We start from the raw sequence: 18,470 nt of genomic DNA on the forward strand, positions 1-18,470 counted from the left end.
GCCATCGAACTAGGCATCTCCAACGCCCTCATCGAAGGGATCAACGCCAAAATCCGGCTCATCAACGCCCGCGGCTACCGACACCACTCAGCCCAAACACTGACCTCGATGATCTACCTATGCCTCGCGGCCTACACCCCAAACTCCCCACACAAACCTGAGGAGCCGCACATACGTTCGAGTATAACAGACTCTACTGACTCATGCACCGTCATCGCGACCGAGCAGGGCGGCGATTGCCTGTTCGGCCTTGGCGATGTCGGGTTGTTCGCCGGTGATGATGTCGGCGTACAGGAAGGATTCGACAATCCGGACGATGAGGTAGGCGAGGTCGTGCGGCGGTAAAGGTGGATGCAGCTGCGTGTGCGTAATCTCTTCGCTCAGAAGGGCTTCGACCGCAGCAACCAACCGTTGCTGGACCGTGCTGGCGCGTGTGGTGAGGATCCTCAATGCGCGTTCGGGTTCACGCCGCAGAAACTCCCGGAAGTAGTCGGCCTCATCGAGGATGGTGGCGAACCGGTCCATGATGGCCACGATTCGCTGACCGCCACGTCCGGGCGCGCCGTCGACCGCCATCGCCAGTGTCGGCTCAGCAAGCGACCACAGAATCTCGGCGAGCAGCTCATCTCGGCTGCCGACCCAGCGAAACAGGGTGGCGCGGTTCACGCCGAGTTCGGCGGCCAGTTCCCGCATTTCGATCCGACGGCCGGCCATGAACCACCGGCGAGCGATGCGGAATGCCGTCAACGGATCCGGCCGACGGTCGGTGGCCAAAAGGCGGGCCAACTGCGTTTCGCTGATTTCACACCTCCCAGCGGTTGGGAACGTCTCGCGCTGGCAACACTCTATCAAACGTTGCATACCTGTGGCATACTGCACCTGCTAAAAGGCCTGAATTACCTGGTGAAATCATACGGGCAAACCCCTCTGTGAGAGATAGCTCTCAATACATTGCATTTATGCAACATATCGAAATACGCTGCATCCGTCCCGCCGAACGCAGCTTGGAAGACTCCGCATGACGAGCCCACATCCCGGTCCACTGCTCTACCTCACCGAGCCAGCACGCGCGGCCGTCGACTTCGGGTTGCTCACCGGTAGTGCGCCGCTGTTGGCCGCGCTACCATGCGGCGACGGACACCCGGTGCTCGTCCTACCCGGATTTGGTGCATCCGATTCCTCCACGATCACGCTGCGCGCCGTGCTTCGATGGTTGGGATACCGGACGTATGGATGGCGACTGGGCCGCAACATCGGCCCGACGGCACGGGCGGTCAACGGCATGCGGGAACGGCTCGACCAACTGACCAACCGGTTCGGGGCTCCGGTCTCACTGATCGGATGGAGCCTCGGCGGCAGCTACGCGCGCCAACTCGCCAGGCGCACAGTGCACGCCGTGCGCCAGGTCATCACCCTGGGTAGCCCGATCCGGCTCTTCGAACACGGTGACGGCCCGTTGTCGGTGCCGACGACGTCGATCTACTCACCGCTGGACGGCATCGTCGCGTGGCGGGTCTGCCTGAACGAGCCGGGGCCGCAGGCGGAGAACGTCGCCGTAGCCGCCAGCCACCTCGGCTTCGGCCATCACCCCGCGGTTATCTGGGCCATCGCCGACCGACTGGCGCAACCCGTGGGCCAATGGGCTCCGTTCCGGCCGCCGCCACTGCTGCGACCGCTCTACCGGCTACCCGAAAGGCAACCATGAATGTCGGATCGCATCTGAGCAAGCGGGCCGCGTTGAATCCGGGTCTGGAGGCGCTGGTCGACGAGACCGCAGGCCGGCGATTCACCTTCGCCGAGCTCAACGAGCAAGCCGACCGGGTCGCCCATGTGCTGACCGGGCTGGGGCTGCGCAAGGGCGACCGGGTCGCCGTGCTGCTGCCCACCGGCTACCAATTCGTCGAGACTTTTTACGGCGCGGCGCGGGCCGGGCTGGTTGTCGTCCCGTTGAACTGGCGGCTGGTCGCCAGTGAGTTGGCGTTCATGCTGCGCGACTCGGGAGCGACGGTGCTGTTATTCGACGCCGAGTACGACGCCGTCGTCGCCGACCTGCGCGACCGCGGCGGGAACGACGACGGCACGCCGGTGGTGCACTGGCTGCGCGTGGGCGCCGACGGTCCGGACTGGACAACAGACTTCGACGCGCTGGTGGATCAGGCGCCGACCGAGCAGATTTCGGCCGTCGGCGACGGTGACGACCCGCTGTTCATCATGTACACCTCCGGCACCACCGGCCTGCCGAAGGGAGCGGTGCACACCCATGACAGCGTGCAGTGGTGTCTGCTGACGATGCTGGCCAGCGTCGACGTGCGCTTCCGGGACCGCTACCTGATCTCGATGCCGATGTTTCACGTCGCGGCGCTCGCTCCGCTGGCCGGTTGTATCTACCAGGGCGCGACCATCGTCATGTTGCGCCAGTTCGACCCCAGGCGGATCTGGGAGGTGTTCCGCGACGAGCAGATCACCATCACCCTGGCCGTCTCGGCGATGCTGAACTTCATGCTGCCGGCCTATCAGCTCGAGCTGCGGGAATCGCTGGCGCTGCGCTGGATCATGAGCGGGGCGAGTCCGGTACCGCCATCGTTGATCAAGTCCTACGCCGATCTCGGCTTCGAGGTGCATCAGGTTTACGGGCTCACCGAATCGTGCGGCCCGGGCTGCGTGATCGGCCCTGACGATGCGATGTCGCACATCGGATCGACCGGTAAAGCGTTCTTCCACACTGACATTCGCATCGTCGACGATCAGGGCGCCGACGTGGGACCGGGCGTTGCCGGCGAGGTGCTGATCCGCGGCCGCCACGTCATGGCCGCGTACTGGAACCGGCCGGAGGCGACGGCGGAGACGATCATCGACGGCTGGTTGCACACCGGCGACGTCGCCGTCCGCGACAGCGACGGCTTCGTCTACATCCAGGACCGGATCAAAGACATGATCATCTCCGGCGGAGAGAACGTCTACCCGGCCGAGATCGAAGACGTCCTGCTTTCTCACCCCGGGATCGCCGACGTCGCCGTGCTGGGCATGTCGTCGGCCAAATGGGGCGAGTCGCCATTGGCGGTAGTGGTGCGTGCCGACCCCGGCCTGGACGAGGACGCGGTGTTGGCGCACTGCGCCGGCAAGCTGGCCCGCTTCAAACTGCCCAAGCGCGCCGTGTTCGCCGATGCCATTCCGCGCACTCCCACCGGGAAAGCGCTCAAACGCGTGCTGCGCGAGCAGTTCTCGTTCGATGCGCCAGAGTGAGAAAGGACCTGCCCGTGAAGCAACTCAGCGGCCTGGACGCCGCGTTCCTGTACATGGAGACACCGACGACGTTCGGGCATGTCACCGGTCTGATGATCTTCGAACGACCCGGCCCCGACTACGATCCGTATGCGGCGGTGTATGCGAAGTACGCCTCGCTGGTCGGTCAGCTGGAACCGCTGCGGCGGCGCGTGGTCGGCGTGCCGTTCGGGCTCGACCATCCCTATTGGGTGTTCGACCCGGACTTCGATCTCGCCTTCCATGTCCGCGAACTACACCTGGCCCGACCGGGTCTGGTGGATCAGCTGGCCGAGCAGGTCTGCCGGATCGTCGGGCGACCGATGGACCGCACCCGGCCGCTGTGGGAGGTCTACGTCATCGATGGCCTGGCCGATGGGCGCTGGGCGCTGCTCACCAAATACCACCACGCCACCATCGACGGTGCCTCCGGGCAGCTCATGCTGCAGATCGTCACCGACCCCAGCCCCGACGCGCGGGCGCCGGGGGAGAGCCCGTCATGGGAACCGGATACGCTACCCACCACCGCCGAGTTGCTTCGGCTGACGCTGAACCGCCTCGCCCACAACCCGTTTCGAGCCATGCGAGTGCAGGCCCGGATCGTCGGTCGGCTCGCCGACGCCGCCGGAATCCACGGCGCGAGCAGCGCGGCTGCCCAGGCCGGGGCAGCGGTCAAATGGATCGCCCAACTGGGCACCCGAAACCGGCCGAACATCTCGCTACCCAAAACCACGGCACCGTCCACGCCGTGGAACAAGACGATCACCGGCCATCGTCGCTTCGCGATGCGCACCACCTCCCTGGAGAACGTCAAGCGGCTCAAGCAGGCCACCGGCGGCACGGTCAACGACGTCGTGATGGCGATCTGCGCCGGTGGGCTGCGCGAATATCTGCTGACTCACGACGCGCTGCCGGACCGACCGTTGCGGGCGATGGTGCCGGTGTCGATCCGCACCGGTGACGAGGCCGACCCGTGGACTAACCGGGTGTCGGCAATCGTCGCCGAGTTACCCACCGACTGCGCTGATCCCGTCGAGCGGGTAGCCCGCTGCCGCAAGGCGATGCAGGACGCCAAGCGGTTGCACGAGCTGGTTCCGGCCGCCGAACTCGTCGACCTGACCCAGTACTCCACGCCGGTGCTGGCCACCGCCGCGGTCCGGCTGGCGTCGCGGCTGCGGCTGGCCGACCGGGTCACGCTGCCGTTCAACGTGGTGATCTCCAACGTTCCCGGGCCCCGCGAGCCGTTGTACTTCGCCGGCGCGAAACTGTGTCACCAGTTCCCGGTGTCGATCGTCACCGACGGCCAGGGGCTGAACATCACCGTGGTGAGCTACCTCGACCGGCTCGACTTCGGCTTCATCGCCGATCGCGAACTCGTGCCCGACGTCTGGGACCTCGCCGACATGCACGTCGCCGAGATCGCCCGGTTGTTCGAGGCAACCGGCGCGCAGTGGGCCCAGCCGCCAGAGCCGGCCTTCCCGCGCCGGGGTCCGATCAAGCTTGCGGAGACGATCACGAAGCCGGCGGCGAAAAAGCCGACCCCGACGCCCGGTGAGGCGCGACCATAGGCTTATGGGATTCATGGCACCGGAGCTCCCGGACGTCGACCCCGACACCTGGCGCACCCTGCCCTGGGGCACCCGGGTTCAGGTCTGCAGCCGCCACTGGGCGGAACACGGCTTCGGCACACCGTATGCGATCTATCTGCTGTACCTATTCAAGATCGCCGTCTACATCGCCGCTCCCGCCGCGATCATCTCGCTTACCCCCGGCCTGGGCGGGCTCGGCGACATCGGGCAGTGGTGGACCCAGCCGATCGTGTACCAGAAGGTCATCATCTTCACCCTGCTGTTCGAGGTCCTGGGCCTGGGCTGCGGATCAGGCCCGCTCACCGGCCGATTCTGGCCGCCGATCGGCGGATTCCTGTACTGGTTGCGGCCGGGCACGATTCGCCTGCCACCCTGGCCGGACAAGGTTCCGTTCACCGGAGGTGACACCCGCACCGTGATCGACGTCGCGCTGTATGCGATCGTGCTGATCTCCGGGGCCTGGGCACTGCTCTCACCGGGGCAGGGTGGCCCGGTCACCGACAGTGGTGACGTCGGGTTGATCAATCCCGCCCTGGTGGCGCCGACGATCATCGCGTTGGCGCTGGTGGGGTTGCGTGACAAAACCATCTTCCTGGCCGCCCGTGCCGAGCACTACTGGCTGAAATTATTCGTGTTCTTCTTCCCGTTCATCGACCAGATCGCGGCTTTCAAGATCATCATGCTCGGATTGTGGTGGGGTGCAGCGGTTTCCAAGCTCAACCACCACTTTCCGTACGTTGTGGCGGTGATGACAAGCAACAACGCACTGCTGCGAAGCAAGGCGTTCAGCTGGTTCAAGCACAAGCTCTACCGCGACCCGGTCAACGACCTGCGTCCGTCCCGGCTTCCCAAACTGATGGCCCACGTCGGCGGTACCACGGCGGAATTCATTGTTCCGACGCTGCTGGTGTTCTTCGCCGGCGACCAGCCATGGCGATGGATCCTGATCGCGTTCATGGTGATCTTCCACCTCAACATCATTTCCAACCTTCCGATGGGAGTCCCGTTGGAGTGGAATGTGTTTTTCATCTTCTCGCTCTTCTACCTGTTCGGCCACTACGGCGCGATCCGGATCTACGAGCTCAGCTCACCGCTGCTGCTGGCCATCTTGATCGTCGCGGTAGCGGTTGTGCCGATTGCGGGAAACATGTTGCCCAAACAGATTTCGTTCCTGCCGGCGATGCGGTTCTACGCCGGCAACTGGGCCACCAGCCTGTGGTGCTTCCGTCCGGGCGCAGAGGACAGGATCGAAGCCAACGTCGTCAAAAGCTCGGCGCTCGTCGCCAACCAGTTGGCAAAGCTCTACGACCGGGCAACCGCCGAAGTCATGGCCGACAAGGTTCCGGGGGCGTTCCGAGCCATGCACCTGCACGGCCGGGCGCTCAACGGGCTGCTGCCCCGGGCATTGGGAGGGGAGGCCAACGAAGCCGACTACGCCATCCGGGAGGGCGAAGTCGTCGCCGGGCCGCTGGTCGGCTGGAACTTCGGCGAAGGCCATCTGCACAACGAGCAGCTGGTGGAAGCGGTGCAGCGGCGCTGCCACTTCGAAGAGGGCGATGTTCGCGTCATCATCCTTGAGGGCCAACCGATTCAGACCCAACGGCAGTGGTATCGCATCGTCGACGCCAGGACCGGGCTGATCGAGGAAGGCTACGTCACCATCGAGGACATGCTGGCCCGCCAGCCGTGGCCGGAACCCGGTGACCAGTTCCCCGTCCATCTCACCGCTCACCGCACCGACGCCGCCCGCTGACCAGCACGGCCAAACCAGCAGGTCAGCGAGGTGACCGACCGCCCCTCGCAACGGCGCAACCGCACCATTAGGCTGGCGCGTGGATCACACCGGCAACTAAGGAGACAACGACGTGACGGTCCGGGTAGGCATCAACGGGTTCGGTCGCATCGGGCGCAACTTCTACCGGGCCCTACTGGCGCAGCAGGCCCAGGGCACCAGCACCAACATCGAGGTGGTCGCCGTCAACGACATCACCGACAACGCCACGCTGGCACATCTGCTCAAGTTCGACTCGATCCTGGGCCGGCTTCCCCAGGACGTCAGCCTGGAAGGCGATGACACCATCGTCGTCGGCACGGTCAAGATCAAAGCCCTCGAGGTCAGGGAAGGCCCGGCCGCAATGCCGTGGCGTGACCTCGGCGTCGACGTCGTCGTCGAATCCACCGGTCTGTTCACCAACGCCGCCAAGGCCAAGGGCCACCTGCAAGCCGGCGCAAAAAAGGTGATCATCTCCGCGCCGGCGACCGACCCGGACATCACCATCTGCCTCGGCGTCAACGACGACCTGTACGACGGCAGCCAGAACATCATCTCCAACGCGTCGTGCACCACGAACTGCCTCGCGCCGCTGGCCAAGGTACTCAATGACGAGTTCGGCATCGTCAAGGGCCTGATGACCACCATCCACGCCTACACCGCCGACCAGAACCTGCAGGACGGGCCGCACAAAGACCTGCGTCGCGCCCGGGCCGCCGCGCTGAACATCGTCCCGACCTCCACCGGCGCCGCCAAAGCGATCGGGCTGGTGATGCCTGAGCTCAAGGGCAAGCTCGACGGCTTCGCGCTGCGGGTGCCGATCCCTACCGGCTCGGTCACCGACCTGACCGCCGACTTGTCGAAGTCGGCCGGCGCCGAGGAGATCAACGCCGCGTTCAAGGCCGCCGCCGAGGGCCGGCTCAAAGGCATTCTGAAGTACTACGATGCGCCGATCGTGTCGACCGACATCGTCACCGATCCGCACAGCTCGATCTTCGACGCCGGCCTGACCAGGGCGATCGACAACCAGGCCAAGGTGGTGTCCTGGTACGACAACGAATGGGGCTACTCCAACCGCCTCATCGACCTGGTCGCACTGGTCGGCAAGTCGCTGTAAGCCGTGGCCATCAAGACACTCGACGACCTTCTGGGAGAAGGAGTTTCGGGTCGGGGCGTGCTGGTGCGCTCGGACCTGAACGTCCCGCTGGACGATGACGGCGCCATCACTGACGACGGTCGGGTCAGCGCGTCGGTGCCGACGCTGAAGGCGCTGATCGACGGGGGCGCCCAGGTGGTGGTGGCCGCCCATCTGGGCCGCCCGACAGGCGGCGCCGATCCGAAACTGTCGCTGGCACCGGTCGCCACCGCGCTCGGCGAGCAGCTGGGGCAGCACGTCCAACTGGCCGGCGGCCCGGACCGTTCGCCTGTCGGTGGCGATACGCTGGCCCGCGCCGAGGGCCTGACCGACGGGGACGTGCTGCTGCTGGAAAACATCCGCTTCGATCCGCGGGAGACCAGCAAGGACGACGCCGAGCGGCTGGCCCTGGCCCGGCAACTGGCCGAGCTGGTGGGGGAGGACGGCGCATTCGTCTCCGACGGATTCGGGGTGGTACACCGCAAACAGGCCTCGGTCTATGACGTCGCCACCTTGCTGCCGCACTATGCGGGCCGGTTGGTCGCCGGGGAGGTCGAGGTGCTCGAGCAGCTGACCAGCTCTACCGGACGCCCGTACGCCGTGGTGCTCGGCGGCTCGAAGGTGTCCGACAAACTCGGCGTCATCGAGCAGCTGGCCACCAAGGCCGACAGCATCGTCATCGGCGGCGGGATGTGTTTCACTTTCCTTGCTGCGCAAGGCTTTTCGGTGGGAAAGTCGCTGTTGCAGAACGAGATGATCTACACGTGCCGTCGGCTGCTGGACACCTATGCCGACGTACTCCGGCTGCCCGTCGACATCGTGGTGGCCCCGGAATTCGCCGCGAACTCGCCGCCGGAGGTCGTCGCATACGATGCCATTCCCGTTGACAAGGTGGGTCTGGACATCGGGCCGGGATCGGTGCAGCGCTTCACCAAGCTGCTGGCCAACGCCAAAACCATCTTCTGGAACGGTCCGATGGGCGTGTTCGAGTTCCCGGCATTCGCCGCCGGCACCAGAGGCGTGGCCGAGGCGATCGCGACCGCAACGAGCAGGGGTGCGTTCAGCGTGGTGGGAGGCGGTGACTCCGCGGCCGCGGTGCACGCGATGGACCTGCCGCGCGACGGCTTCTCGCACATTTCCACCGGCGGCGGCGCGTCGCTGGAATACCTCGAGGGCAAAACCCTGCCCGGCCTCAAAGTGTTGAGCGTCTGACGATAAGGATCCCGATGAGCCGTAAGCCGCTGATCGCCGGCAACTGGAAGATGAACCTCAACCATTTCGAAGCGATCGCGCTGGTGCAAAAGATCGCATTCTCACTGCCGGACAAGTACTACGACAAGGTCGACGTCGCGCTCATCCCGCCGTTCACCGATCTGCGCAGCGTGCAAACGCTGGTCGACGGCGACAAGCTGCGGCTGACCTACGGCGCCCAGGACCTGTCTCAACACGACTCGGGCGCCTACACCGGCGACATCAGCGGTGTCTTCCTGGCCAAACTCGGCTGCAGCTACGTCGTCGTCGGTCACTCCGAGCGACGCACCTACCACAGCGAGGACGACGCACTGGTGGCCGCCAAGGCCGCCGCCGCGCTCAAGCACCAGCTGACCCCGATCGTCTGCATCGGCGAGCACCTCGATGTCCGGGAAGCCGGTGAGCACGTGAGCCACAACGTCGAGCAGTTGCGGGGTTCGCTGGCCGGTCTGACGGCTGAGCAGATCGCCACCGTCGTCATCGCCTATGAACCGGTATGGGCCATCGGCACCGGGCGGGTGGCCAGTGCCGCCGACGCCCAGGAGGTGTGTGCGGCGATCCGCCAAGAGCTGGGCACGCTGGCGTCATCGCAGACCGCCGAGAACGTCCGGGTGCTCTACGGCGGCTCGGTGAACGCGAAGAACATCGGCGACATCAGCGCCTGCGACGACGTCGACGGTGCCCTGGTCGGCGGCGCGTCACTGGACGGGGAGCAGTTCGCGACGCTGTGCGCTATCGCGGCGGGCGGGCCTATTCCGTAACTGCGCTGAGCAGCCGGTAGGGTAGCGGCCATGGAATTGGCCCTGCAGATCATCCTGGTGATCACCAGCATCCTGGTGGTCCTGCTGGTGCTGCTGCACCGCGCCAAGGGGGGCGGCCTGTCGACGCTGTTCGGCGGCGGTGTGCAGTCCAGCCTGTCCGGGTCGACGGTGGTGGAGAAGAACCTCGACCGGTTGACGCTGTTCGTCACCGGCATCTGGCTGGTTTCCATCGTCGCCGTGGCGCTGCTGATCAAATACCGCTGATCCGGTCCGGAACCGAGCCGAGGTGGGCAACGTCGGACAGCTGTGACATATCCCGCTGTGATGCCCGGTGCGGCTGACCCACCCGGCTATCCCGTCGACAACCGCGACGCGGTGATCGGGCCGTTGCCGATGGCCGCGCCGCCCGTACTGGGGGACTGCGACGCCGACCCCGGTTAGCCGCGGCTACCGGGCCGTCCGGTTGCGCAGGGTGTTGAGCGCACCGCGAACGGCGTGCTCGGTCATGGACAGCGGCGACATCACCGTCTCACCCAAACCCACGATGTAATCGATTCGTTCGACGATGGCCTCCACCGGTTCGACGAGCGCGGTGAGCCGGCGTGCTAAATCGTCGAGGTTGTGCAGCGTGCCCTCGAGGTGGTCCAAGCCGCCCTCCAGGCGTTCCACGGTGCCGTTCAATCGCGACAGTGAACCGTTCAGCTCGTCCATGGTGTTACTCAGGCCCGAGAGGATGTCTTCTACCTGCCCCACCGTGACGTCCGCGTTCAGTGCGGCTTGTGCCAGGGTCTTGAGTCGTTGCCGCTCGCGGGGGGCAGATTTGTCGGCCATGACGCCATTATTACCGCTCGTGGAACCACCGCAGGCGGAGCCACATCTGATCGGTGTGCGGCAAAGGCTTTGTGACCGTGACTCGCGGCGCCAGGTCGTGACTAGCCGCGCCGCCGAAACCGACATCGCGCGCCGGCTCGCGGACTACGCGGCCGGCTACTTCGACCGTCAGGCCGACTGTGCGGCGGGCACGGCTGACCCGGGAAGCTAGTCCGCCGCGAGACAGAGGCCAAGGTCGTGCCCTGCGCCAAAACCACAACCATGCTCTCTGTTTCGCGGTTCGCCGTCTACCCCGGCAACTTTGCGGCGGCCTCGTTATCGAGGAACCACACGGTGTTTTCCTGCCCGACCGCGCCGGCGGCCGGGACTTTGACCGGGTCGGCTCCGCCGACGGCGGCTGCCACGGCGTCGGCTTTCTCCGCACCGGACACCATCATCCACACCTCGCGGGCGCGCCGGATAGCCGGCAGCGTCAACGTGATCCGCTGCGGTGGTGGCTTGGGTGAATCGTCGACACCGACCACCATCCGGGTCTTTTCGTGTACGGCAGGACTGTCCGGGAACACCGAGTCGACATGGCCTTCTTCACCCACGCCGATCAGATGGACGTCGAAATTGGGTGCGGGATCACCGGGTTCAGCGTTGGCAGCCAGCAGCTGCTCATAAGCCAACGCCGCAGCAGCGAGGTCATTGCCGAATTCGCCGTCGCTGGCCGGCATCGCGTGCACGTTGCGCGCCGGGATGTCGACGTGGTCCAGCAGGGCAACGCGCGCTTGCTTGTCGTTGCGGTCGTCGTCTTCTTCGGCCACGTAGCGTTCGTCGCCCCAGAACAGATGCACCTTGCTCCAGTCGATGCGGTCCCCCTGCGTGCCCAGATGCCGCAGTAGTTTGGTGCCATTGCGGCCGCCGGTCAACACGATCAGCGCCCGGCCCCTGGCCGCCGCGGCGGACTCGATGACGCCGATCAGTCGTTCGCCGGCCGCCGCGACGAGCGCGTCGCTGTCGGGGAACGTTTCGATGCTAGTGCTCATAGGTACTCCACTCGGTCGATGCCTTCGAGTGCTGATAAGTAGATCGGGTCCGGGTCCAGCCGCCGCAGATCCTCGGCCAGGCACTCCCGGGTTTCCCTGCGCGGCAACGGAACCAGCGCAGGCGGCCGAGCGGTCCGGCTCAATGTCGCCGTCATGCCCTCCTGCGGTCGGCTCAAAGTCACCATTTCAGTGTTGCGCACCAGCTCGACCTTGAGATCGCCCACGGCGCGTTGCACCGGGCCGTCGATGCGGCTGGCCAGCCAGCCCGCCAACACGTCCAGCGCCGGTTCGGTCTTCAGTCCGGACACCCACGCCGAGGTGATCGGCTCGTGCGGTGGCTGGTCGACCGCCGAGGTGAGTAGCGCCCGCCAGTAGGTGATGCGGCTCCAGGCCAGATCGGTGTCGCCGGCTGTGTATCCCGGTAGCCGGCTCTTGATCGCCGACAGCGGGTTGACACCATTGCTCGCGTCGGTGATACGCCGGATCGCCAACTTGCCCAGCGGGTCTTGGGCCGGCACCGCCGGGGCGATATCCGGCCACCAGGTCACTACCGGGATATCCGGCAAGAGGAATGGCACCACCACACTATCGGCGTGAGCGGCGAGTGGACCCGACAGCCGCAGCACTACGACCTCACTGGCGCCGGTGTCCCCGCCCACCCGCAGTTGCGCGTCCAGCCGCGCGTCGGCGGCATCTTCGTCACCGGACATCGCCACGATCACCCGGCTGGGATGCTCGTGGCTGGCTGCGTTGGCGGCCTCGATGGATTCTTCGAGCACCGCGTCGCTGTCCGGTGCGATAACCAATGTCAGTACCCGCCCGAGCGTTACCGCACCGATTTTCTCGCGCAACTCACCGAGTTTCTTGTTGATCGCGGTGGTGCTGGTGTCCGGCAGTTCGACGATCATGTGCGCCGCTCCTTCTCATCACTGCGTTCTGCATCGTCGCCGGCGCGGATCACGGCCGCCGCCATTCCCGGCCGGTCCGGCGCAGCATCTCGAACGACGACGCCGGACCCCAGGTGCCCGCCTGGTACGGCTCAGGCTTCCCATGGGCGGCCCAATTGTCGAGAACTGGATCAAGTATTTCCCAAGCCATTTCGACTTCCTCGTTGACCGGAAACAGCGATGGCTCGCCGAGCAGCACGTCGAGAATCAGCCGCTCGTAGGGCTCGGGTGAAGCCTCGGCGAACGCCGAGCCGTAAGAAAAATCCATGTTGACGTCCCGGACCTCCATCGTGGTGCCCGGCACCTTGGACCCGAACCGCAGGGTGACTCCTTCGTCCGGCTGCACGCGGATCACCATCGCATTCGTGCCCAGCTCATCGGTCATGGTGGCGTCGAACGGCAGATGGGGAGCACGTTTGAAAACCAGTGCGATCTCGGTAACCCTGCGGCCCAACCGCTTTCCGGTTCGCAGATAAAACGGGACACCGGCCCAGCGACGGGTATCGACCTCCAGCGTGATGGCGGCGAACGTCTCGGTGACCGAATCCTTGGCGAAGCCCTCCTCGTCGAGCAGCCCGACCACCTGCTGTCCGCCCTGCCAGCCGGCGGTGTACTGGCCGCGGCTGGTCGTCTCGTCGAGCGGCTGCGCGAGTTCGGTGGCTGAGAGCACCTTGATCTTCTCGGTCTGCAGCTCCGCGGGCTGGAAACTGACCGGTTCCTCCATCGCGGTGAGCGCGAGCAACTGCATCAGATGGTTCTGGATCACGTCGCGCGCGGCACCGATCCCGTCGTAGTAGCCGGCGCGGCCACCGAGCCCGATGTCTTCGGCCATGGTGATCTGCACGTGGTCGACGTAGTGCGCGTTCCAGATCGGGTCGAACAGTTGATTGGCGAACCGTAGCGCCAGGATGTTCTGCACCGTCTCCTTGCCCAGGTAGTGGTCGATGCGGAACACCGACTCCTCCGGAAAGACGCTGTTGACCACCTTGTTGAGCTCGCAGGCGCTGTCCAGGTTGTGGCCGAACGGTTTCTCGATGACCACCCGGCTCCACCGGCCGTTCTGCGGGCGGGCCAGCCCGGACGTGTGCAGTTGCTCGCATACCGTCGGAAAAGCTTTAGGCGGGATGGCCAGGTAGAAAGCGTGGTTGCCGCCGGTACCGCGCTCGGCGTCGAGCTTGTCCAGACATTCGGCTAATCGACCGAATGCCTTGTCGTCATCGAAAGTGCCCTGGACGAACCGGATTCCCTCGGCCAGGCGGTCCCAGATCGCCTGCCGGAACGGCGTGCGCGAGTGCTGTTTGACGGCTTCGTGGACGACCTGGCCGAAATCTTCGTGTTCCCAGTCCCGGCGCGCGAAGCCGACCAGAGCGAAGGTCGGTGGCAGCAGGCCGCGGTTGGCCAGGTCGTAGACCGCCGGCATCACCTTCTTGCGGGCCAAATCGCCGGTGACACCGAAGATCACCAGGCCGCAGGACCCGGCGATTCGGGGCAGCCGCTTATCGCGTTTGTCCCGCAACGGGTTTTGCCACTGCCCGGCGCTGCCCCGGACGCCGGCCGGGCTCATTTCGCGGCGGAGGAAAGCTGTGTTCGAGTCTCGGCCAACAGCTCCTTCCAGGATGCCTCGAACTTCTGCACGCCTTCGTTTTCCAGCACGACGAACACGTCGGTCAGGTCGACGCCGACCGCCTCCAGCTCGTCGAACACCTTCTGGGCCGCCGAGGCCGTGCCGGTGACGGTGTCGCCGGCGATAACACCATGGTCGGCGACTGCGTCAAGTGTCTTCTCCGGCATGGTGTTCACGATGTTCGGAGCGACCAACTCGGTGACGTAGAGCGTGTCGGAGTAGTCGGGGTTTTTGACACCGGTCGACGCCCACAGCGGCCGCTGCACCCGGGCGCCCTCGGCCTTGAGCTGCTCATAGCGATCACCGCCGATAAACACCTCCTGGTAGGCGCCATACGCCAGTCGGGCGTTGGCCACACCGGCCTTCCCCCGCAACTGCAGCGCATCCTCGGTCGCAAGCTTTTCCAGCCGGCTGTCAACCTCGGTGTCCACCCTGGAGACGAAAAATGATGCCACGGAATGGATCTTGGACAGGTCGTGTCCGGCCTTCTTGGCTTCTTCCAGCCCCTTCAGGTAGGCGTCCATCACGGCTCGGTGTCGCTCGACGGAGAAGATCAGCGTGACGTTGACCGAAATGCCTTCCGCCAGCACCGCGGTGATAGCAGGCAGACCGGCGGTGGTGGCCGGGATTTTGATGAACAGATTCGGCCGGTCGACGATCTTCCACAGTTCGACGGCCTGACTGATCGTCTTGTCGGTGTCGTGTGCCAGCCGCGGGTCGACCTCGATCGAGACGCGTCCGTCGACACCGTCGGAGGCTTCCCATTGCGCTCTTAGCACGTCGCAGGCATTGCGCACGTCGTCGGTGGTGAGCGTGCGTACGGTCGCGTCGACATCGGCGCCACGCTCGACGAGGTCAGATATCTGAGCGTTGTACGCGTCACCGTCTGCCAGCGCCTTCTGGAAGATCGTCGGGTTGGTGGTAACCCCGACCACACTCTTGGTGTCGATGAGTTCTTGCAGGTTGCCGGTCTCCAGCCGCTCGCGCGACAAGTCGTCGAGCCAGACCGAGACGCCCGCAGCGCTGAGCGTGGCAAGGTTGGGATTCTGAGTCATCGGATTAACCTTTTCCTCTCGTTCGGCCATTGTCAGTTGTCCAGTGCCCGCTCGGCGGCGGCGGCGACGGCTTCGGCGGTGAAGCCGAACTCGCGGAAAATGGTTTTGTAATCCGCGGATTCGCCGTAGCGTTCGATCGACACAATCTGGCCGGTGTCGCCCACCCACTTGTGCCAGCACTGCGCGACACCGGCTTCGACCGCGACCCGGGCCGACACTGCCGGCGGCAGGACGCTGTTCTGGTAGTCGTAGGGCTGGGACTCGAACCACTCGACGCACGGCATCGATACCACTCGTGCGGTGATGTCCTTGTCGGCCAATATCTTTCGAGCCTCGACACACAGCTGCAATTCTGAGCCGGTACCGATCAGCAGGACGTCGGGCTCGCCCCCTTCCGAGGTGCCGCCCAACGCATAGCCGCCCCTGGCAACGCCTTCGGCGTCGGTGCCGTCGAGCACCGGGACACCTTGACGGGTCAGGATCAGCCCGACCGGACCGTAGCCCGCGCCGGACGCGCGGCGCGCCTCGACCAGATCCCCGCCACCGGCATCGCGTGCCAGGATGGTGCGCCATGCGTAGGCGGTCTCGTTGGCATCGGCGGGACGGACCACCGACAGGTGCGGGATGGCGCGCAGCGCCGCCAGGTGCTCGATCGGCTGATGGGTCGGGCCGTCCTCACCCAACCCGACCGAATCGTGCGTCCACACGTAGATGGTGTCGATCTGCATCAGCGACGCCAACCGCACCGCCGCACGCATGTAGTCGGAGAACTGCAGGAACGTGCCGCCGTAGGCGCGGGTCGGGCCGTGTAGCACGATGCCGGACAAGATCGCGCCCATCGCGTGCTCGCGAATACCGAAGTGCAGGGTGCGCCCGTACCAGTGCGCGGTGAACTCGTTCGTCGAGATCGACGGCGGGCCAAACGAGTCGGCGCCTTTGATCGTGGTGTCGTTGCTGCCGGCCAGGTCGGCCGAACCACCCCACAGCTCGGGCAGTTTCGGACCTACCGCGGCCAGCACCGCACCGGATGCCTTGCGGGTGGCGACCGAGTCGGATCCCGGCTCCCAGTGCGGCAGGTCGTCGTCCCAGCCGTCGGGCAGCCGATGGGCCACCAACCGGTCCAGCAGCGCCTTGCGTTGCGGTTCGCGGCTTGCCCACGCGTCGAACTCGGGCTGCCAGCGTTCGTGCACCTGCTTGCCACGGTCGACCAGCTTGCGGGTGTGGGCCAGCACCTCGTCGCTGACCTGGAAGTGCTTGTCGGGATCGAATCCGAGCACTTTCTTGATGGCGGCCACCTCGTCCTCGCCGAGCGCCGCTCCATGCGCCTTGCCGGTGTTCATCAGGTTCGGCGCGGGGTAGCCGATGATGGTGCGCAGCTCGATGAACGACGGCCGGTCGGTGACCGCCTTGGCGTTGGCGATGGCCTCCTCGATCGCGACGACGTTTTCGCCGCCCTCGATTTCCTGCACGTGCCACCCGTAGGCCCGGTAGCGCGCGGCGGTGTCCTCACACAGCGCGATGTCGGTGTCGTCCTCGATCGAGATCTTGTTGTGGTCGTAGAACACGATGAGGTTGCCCAGTTGCTGCACCGCCGCCAGCGACGAGGCCTCGGACGTCACACCTTCCTCCATGTCGCCGTCGGAGGCGATGACATAGATGTAGTGGTCGAACGGGCTGGATCCCGGAGCAGCGTCCGGGTCGAACAGCCCGCGCTCGAAGCGCGATGCCATTGCCATCCCGACCGCCGAGGACAGACCCTGGCCCAGCGGCCCGGTGGTGATCTCCACACCCCTGGTGTGCCGATGCTCCGGGTGTCCGGGCGTCTTGGATCCCCAGGTGCGGTAAGCCTCGATATCGGACAACTCGAGGCCGAATCCGCCGAGGAAGAGCTCAATGTACAGGGTCAGGCTGCTGTGTCCGCAGGACAGCACGAACCGGTCCCGCCCGATCCAGGTGGTATCGCTGGGATCGTGGCGCATCACCCGCTGGAAGAGCGTGTAGGCCAGCGGGGCCAGACTCATCGCCGTGCCCGGATGTCCGTTGCCGACCTTCTGGACCGCATCGGCGGCAAGCACCCGGATGGTGTCGACGGCAGTCGAGTCGATCTCGCTCCAGTCATCCGGGTGGCGGGGCTGGGTAAGCGCAGAAATATCTTCCAAAGTGGTCACGAAGTCAATCCTCGGGTCGGCACAGCTGATCGCCCCCACCCTAGTGCGCGACAGCCGTTTGCTGCAGATCGAGACTCCGGTACCCCGATTCGCTGCCGGGGAAACGACCCGCTGACCTGTCCAGCCCTGTTAGCGACGATCAGCGGCGGTGGCCGGAAGCATCTCCAGGAAGGCGGCGGCGGCCGGTGTTGGCGGACGCTCGGCCGGGGAGACGACGGTCAACTCCCACGAAATCGCGGGTGTGGTTTGGACGCCGACAATGCGATCGATGTTCTTCAGGATGGCCGGCGGCAGGAATGCGATGCCGAATCCGCTGCCGACCAGATCCACCAGGTCATTGAGGCTGTCGGATTCACAGCAGATGGTCCGGTCCAGTCCGACTTCGGCGCAGATGCTGTCGACACGAGCACGGATCGCGAAATCGGCTTGGCCTCCGATGAACTCACGCGCAGCGAGATCGGTGAGCGCGACGGTTTCACGCTGCGCCAGCGGGTCGTCGCGGTGCACACCGAGCACCAGAAATTCGGTTCCCAATACCAGCTCGTTAACGCGCCGCGCATCGTAGGGGCGGTTGACGAACGCCAGGTCGAGGTCGCCGTCGACAGTGGCCCGAACCAGGCCGTCGATAGTGTCGTGTCGCAGCGTCACGCTGATGCCCGGGTACCGCTCGTGGTAGCGCGTGAGCAGTGCCGGCAGGTCCATGATCCCGAGCGCTTGGACCAGGCCGATGGCCAAGTGTCCCCGCAGTACGCCGCGGACCGCGTCGACGGCGGCGCGGCCGGTGTCGGCGGCGGCCAACGCGCTTCGCGCGGCCGGTAGCAGCGCACGGCCCGCAGCGGTCAGGTCGACGCGGCGGCTACTGCGGATCAGCAGCGCACTGCCGAGCTCGCGTTCGAGGGCGCTGATCGAGGCCGACAGGGTCGACTGCACGACGTGCACTCGTGCCGCGGCCCGGGTGAAGTGCCGTTCCTCCGCGACGGCGACGAAATGCGCCAACTGGCGTAACTCCACGAATCGATATTACCGATCGTCGGCATCGGAACTAT

The 18,470-nt window shown here is 65.6% G+C and carries 17 protein-coding genes and 1 pseudogene; 10 read left to right on the forward strand and 8 right to left on the reverse strand.

The genetic code is table 11. The features are described from left to right. A pseudogene (locus ACRDTL_RS14740) lies at window positions 1-161 on the forward strand (ISL3 family transposase); the annotation flags it as partial. Between the two features lie 40 nt (window positions 162-201). Here the strand turns inward: ACRDTL_RS14740 and ACRDTL_RS14745 are convergent. Continuing rightward, window positions 202-786, reverse strand: coding sequence for a QsdR family transcriptional regulator (locus ACRDTL_RS14745; RefSeq protein ID WP_431507445.1), 585 nt, complete (start codon window positions 784-786; stop codon window positions 202-204). A 232-nt stretch (window positions 787-1,018) separates the two neighbouring features. Here ACRDTL_RS14745 and ACRDTL_RS14750 point away from each other — a divergent pair, with 232 nt between their 5' ends. From ACRDTL_RS14750 to ACRDTL_RS14790, 9 genes are all read left to right on the forward strand, one after another. After that, the gene (locus ACRDTL_RS14750; protein WP_431507446.1) at window positions 1,019-1,705 is read left to right on the forward strand and encodes an esterase/lipase family protein; all 687 of its coding nucleotides are present in this window, start codon (window positions 1,019-1,021) and stop codon (window positions 1,703-1,705) included. Further along, window positions 1,702-3,243, forward strand: a complete 1,542-nt coding sequence (locus tag ACRDTL_RS14755) for a long-chain-fatty-acid--CoA ligase (protein WP_431507447.1) — start codon at window positions 1,702-1,704, stop codon at window positions 3,241-3,243. Before ACRDTL_RS14750 ends, ACRDTL_RS14755 begins: the two co-directional genes overlap by 4 nt. A 14-nt stretch (window positions 3,244-3,257) precedes the next feature. After that, complete coding sequence (locus tag ACRDTL_RS14760; protein WP_431507448.1) at window positions 3,258-4,829, forward strand: WS/DGAT/MGAT family O-acyltransferase; 1,572 nt, start codon at window positions 3,258-3,260, stop codon at window positions 4,827-4,829. Between the two features lie 4 nt (window positions 4,830-4,833). Next, window positions 4,834-6,603 carry a DUF3556 domain-containing protein gene (locus ACRDTL_RS14765; protein WP_431507449.1) on the forward strand — a complete coding sequence of 590 codons (1,770 nt, stop codon included), beginning with the start codon at window positions 4,834-4,836 and terminating at the stop codon, window positions 6,601-6,603. Between the two features lie 112 nt (window positions 6,604-6,715). Beyond that, window positions 6,716-7,738 carry a type I glyceraldehyde-3-phosphate dehydrogenase gene (gene gap / locus ACRDTL_RS14770; RefSeq protein ID WP_431507450.1) on the forward strand — a complete coding sequence of 341 codons (1,023 nt, stop codon included), beginning with the start codon at window positions 6,716-6,718 and terminating at the stop codon, window positions 7,736-7,738. A gap of 3 nt (window positions 7,739-7,741) precedes the next feature. Beyond that, window positions 7,742-8,968, forward strand: a complete 1,227-nt coding sequence (locus ACRDTL_RS14775) for a phosphoglycerate kinase (RefSeq protein ID WP_431507451.1) — start codon at window positions 7,742-7,744, stop codon at window positions 8,966-8,968. Window positions 8,969-8,982: 14 nt separating this feature from the next. Continuing rightward, window positions 8,983-9,768, forward strand: a complete 786-nt coding sequence (tpiA, locus tag ACRDTL_RS14780) for a triose-phosphate isomerase (protein WP_431507452.1) — start codon at window positions 8,983-8,985, stop codon at window positions 9,766-9,768. A gap of 30 nt (window positions 9,769-9,798) precedes the next feature. Next, window positions 9,799-10,032, forward strand: coding sequence for a preprotein translocase subunit SecG (gene secG / locus ACRDTL_RS14785; RefSeq protein ID WP_431507453.1), 234 nt, complete (start codon window positions 9,799-9,801; stop codon window positions 10,030-10,032). A 42-nt stretch (window positions 10,033-10,074) separates the two neighbouring features. Beyond that, complete coding sequence (locus ACRDTL_RS14790) at window positions 10,075-10,209, forward strand: hypothetical protein (RefSeq protein WP_431507454.1); 135 nt, start codon at window positions 10,075-10,077, stop codon at window positions 10,207-10,209. Between the two features lie 6 nt (window positions 10,210-10,215). Here the strand turns inward: ACRDTL_RS14790 and ACRDTL_RS14795 are convergent, their stop codons facing one another. From ACRDTL_RS14795 to ACRDTL_RS14825, 7 genes are all read right to left on the reverse strand, one after another. Further along, on the reverse strand, window positions 10,216-10,599 hold the full coding sequence (locus ACRDTL_RS14795; RefSeq protein ID WP_431507455.1) for an ATPase: 384 nt from the start codon (window positions 10,597-10,599) through the stop codon (window positions 10,216-10,218). Between the two features lie 287 nt (window positions 10,600-10,886). After that, complete coding sequence (pgl, locus tag ACRDTL_RS14800) at window positions 10,887-11,630, reverse strand: 6-phosphogluconolactonase (protein WP_431507456.1); 744 nt, start codon at window positions 11,628-11,630, stop codon at window positions 10,887-10,889. Then, entirely contained in the window at window positions 11,627-12,538 is a 912-nt protein-coding gene (gene opcA, locus ACRDTL_RS14805) for a glucose-6-phosphate dehydrogenase assembly protein OpcA (RefSeq protein ID WP_431507457.1), read from the reverse strand. The genes pgl and opcA overlap by 4 nt, the downstream gene beginning before the upstream one ends. 49 nt (window positions 12,539-12,587) lie before the next feature. Beyond that, window positions 12,588-14,141, reverse strand: a complete 1,554-nt coding sequence (gene zwf / locus ACRDTL_RS14810; RefSeq protein WP_431507458.1) for a glucose-6-phosphate dehydrogenase — start codon at window positions 14,139-14,141, stop codon at window positions 12,588-12,590. After that, window positions 14,138-15,256: a transaldolase gene (gene tal / locus ACRDTL_RS14815; protein WP_431507459.1), complete on the reverse strand. Its 1,119-nt coding sequence runs from the start codon at window positions 15,254-15,256 to the stop codon at window positions 14,138-14,140. The genes zwf and tal overlap by 4 nt, the downstream gene beginning before the upstream one ends. 32 nt (window positions 15,257-15,288) lie before the next feature. Continuing rightward, entirely contained in the window at window positions 15,289-17,424 is a 2,136-nt protein-coding gene (gene tkt, locus ACRDTL_RS14820) for a transketolase (protein ID WP_431507460.1), read from the reverse strand. Between the two features lie 129 nt (window positions 17,425-17,553). After that, on the reverse strand, window positions 17,554-18,435 hold the full coding sequence (locus tag ACRDTL_RS14825) for a LysR family transcriptional regulator (protein WP_431507461.1): 882 nt from the start codon (window positions 18,433-18,435) through the stop codon (window positions 17,554-17,556). Window positions 18,436-18,470: the final 35 nt, after the last annotated feature.

This window comes from Mycobacterium sp. (assembly GCF_050700595.1).
In the GTDB taxonomy this organism is placed as follows: domain Bacteria; phylum Actinomycetota; class Actinomycetes; order Mycobacteriales; family Mycobacteriaceae; genus Mycobacterium.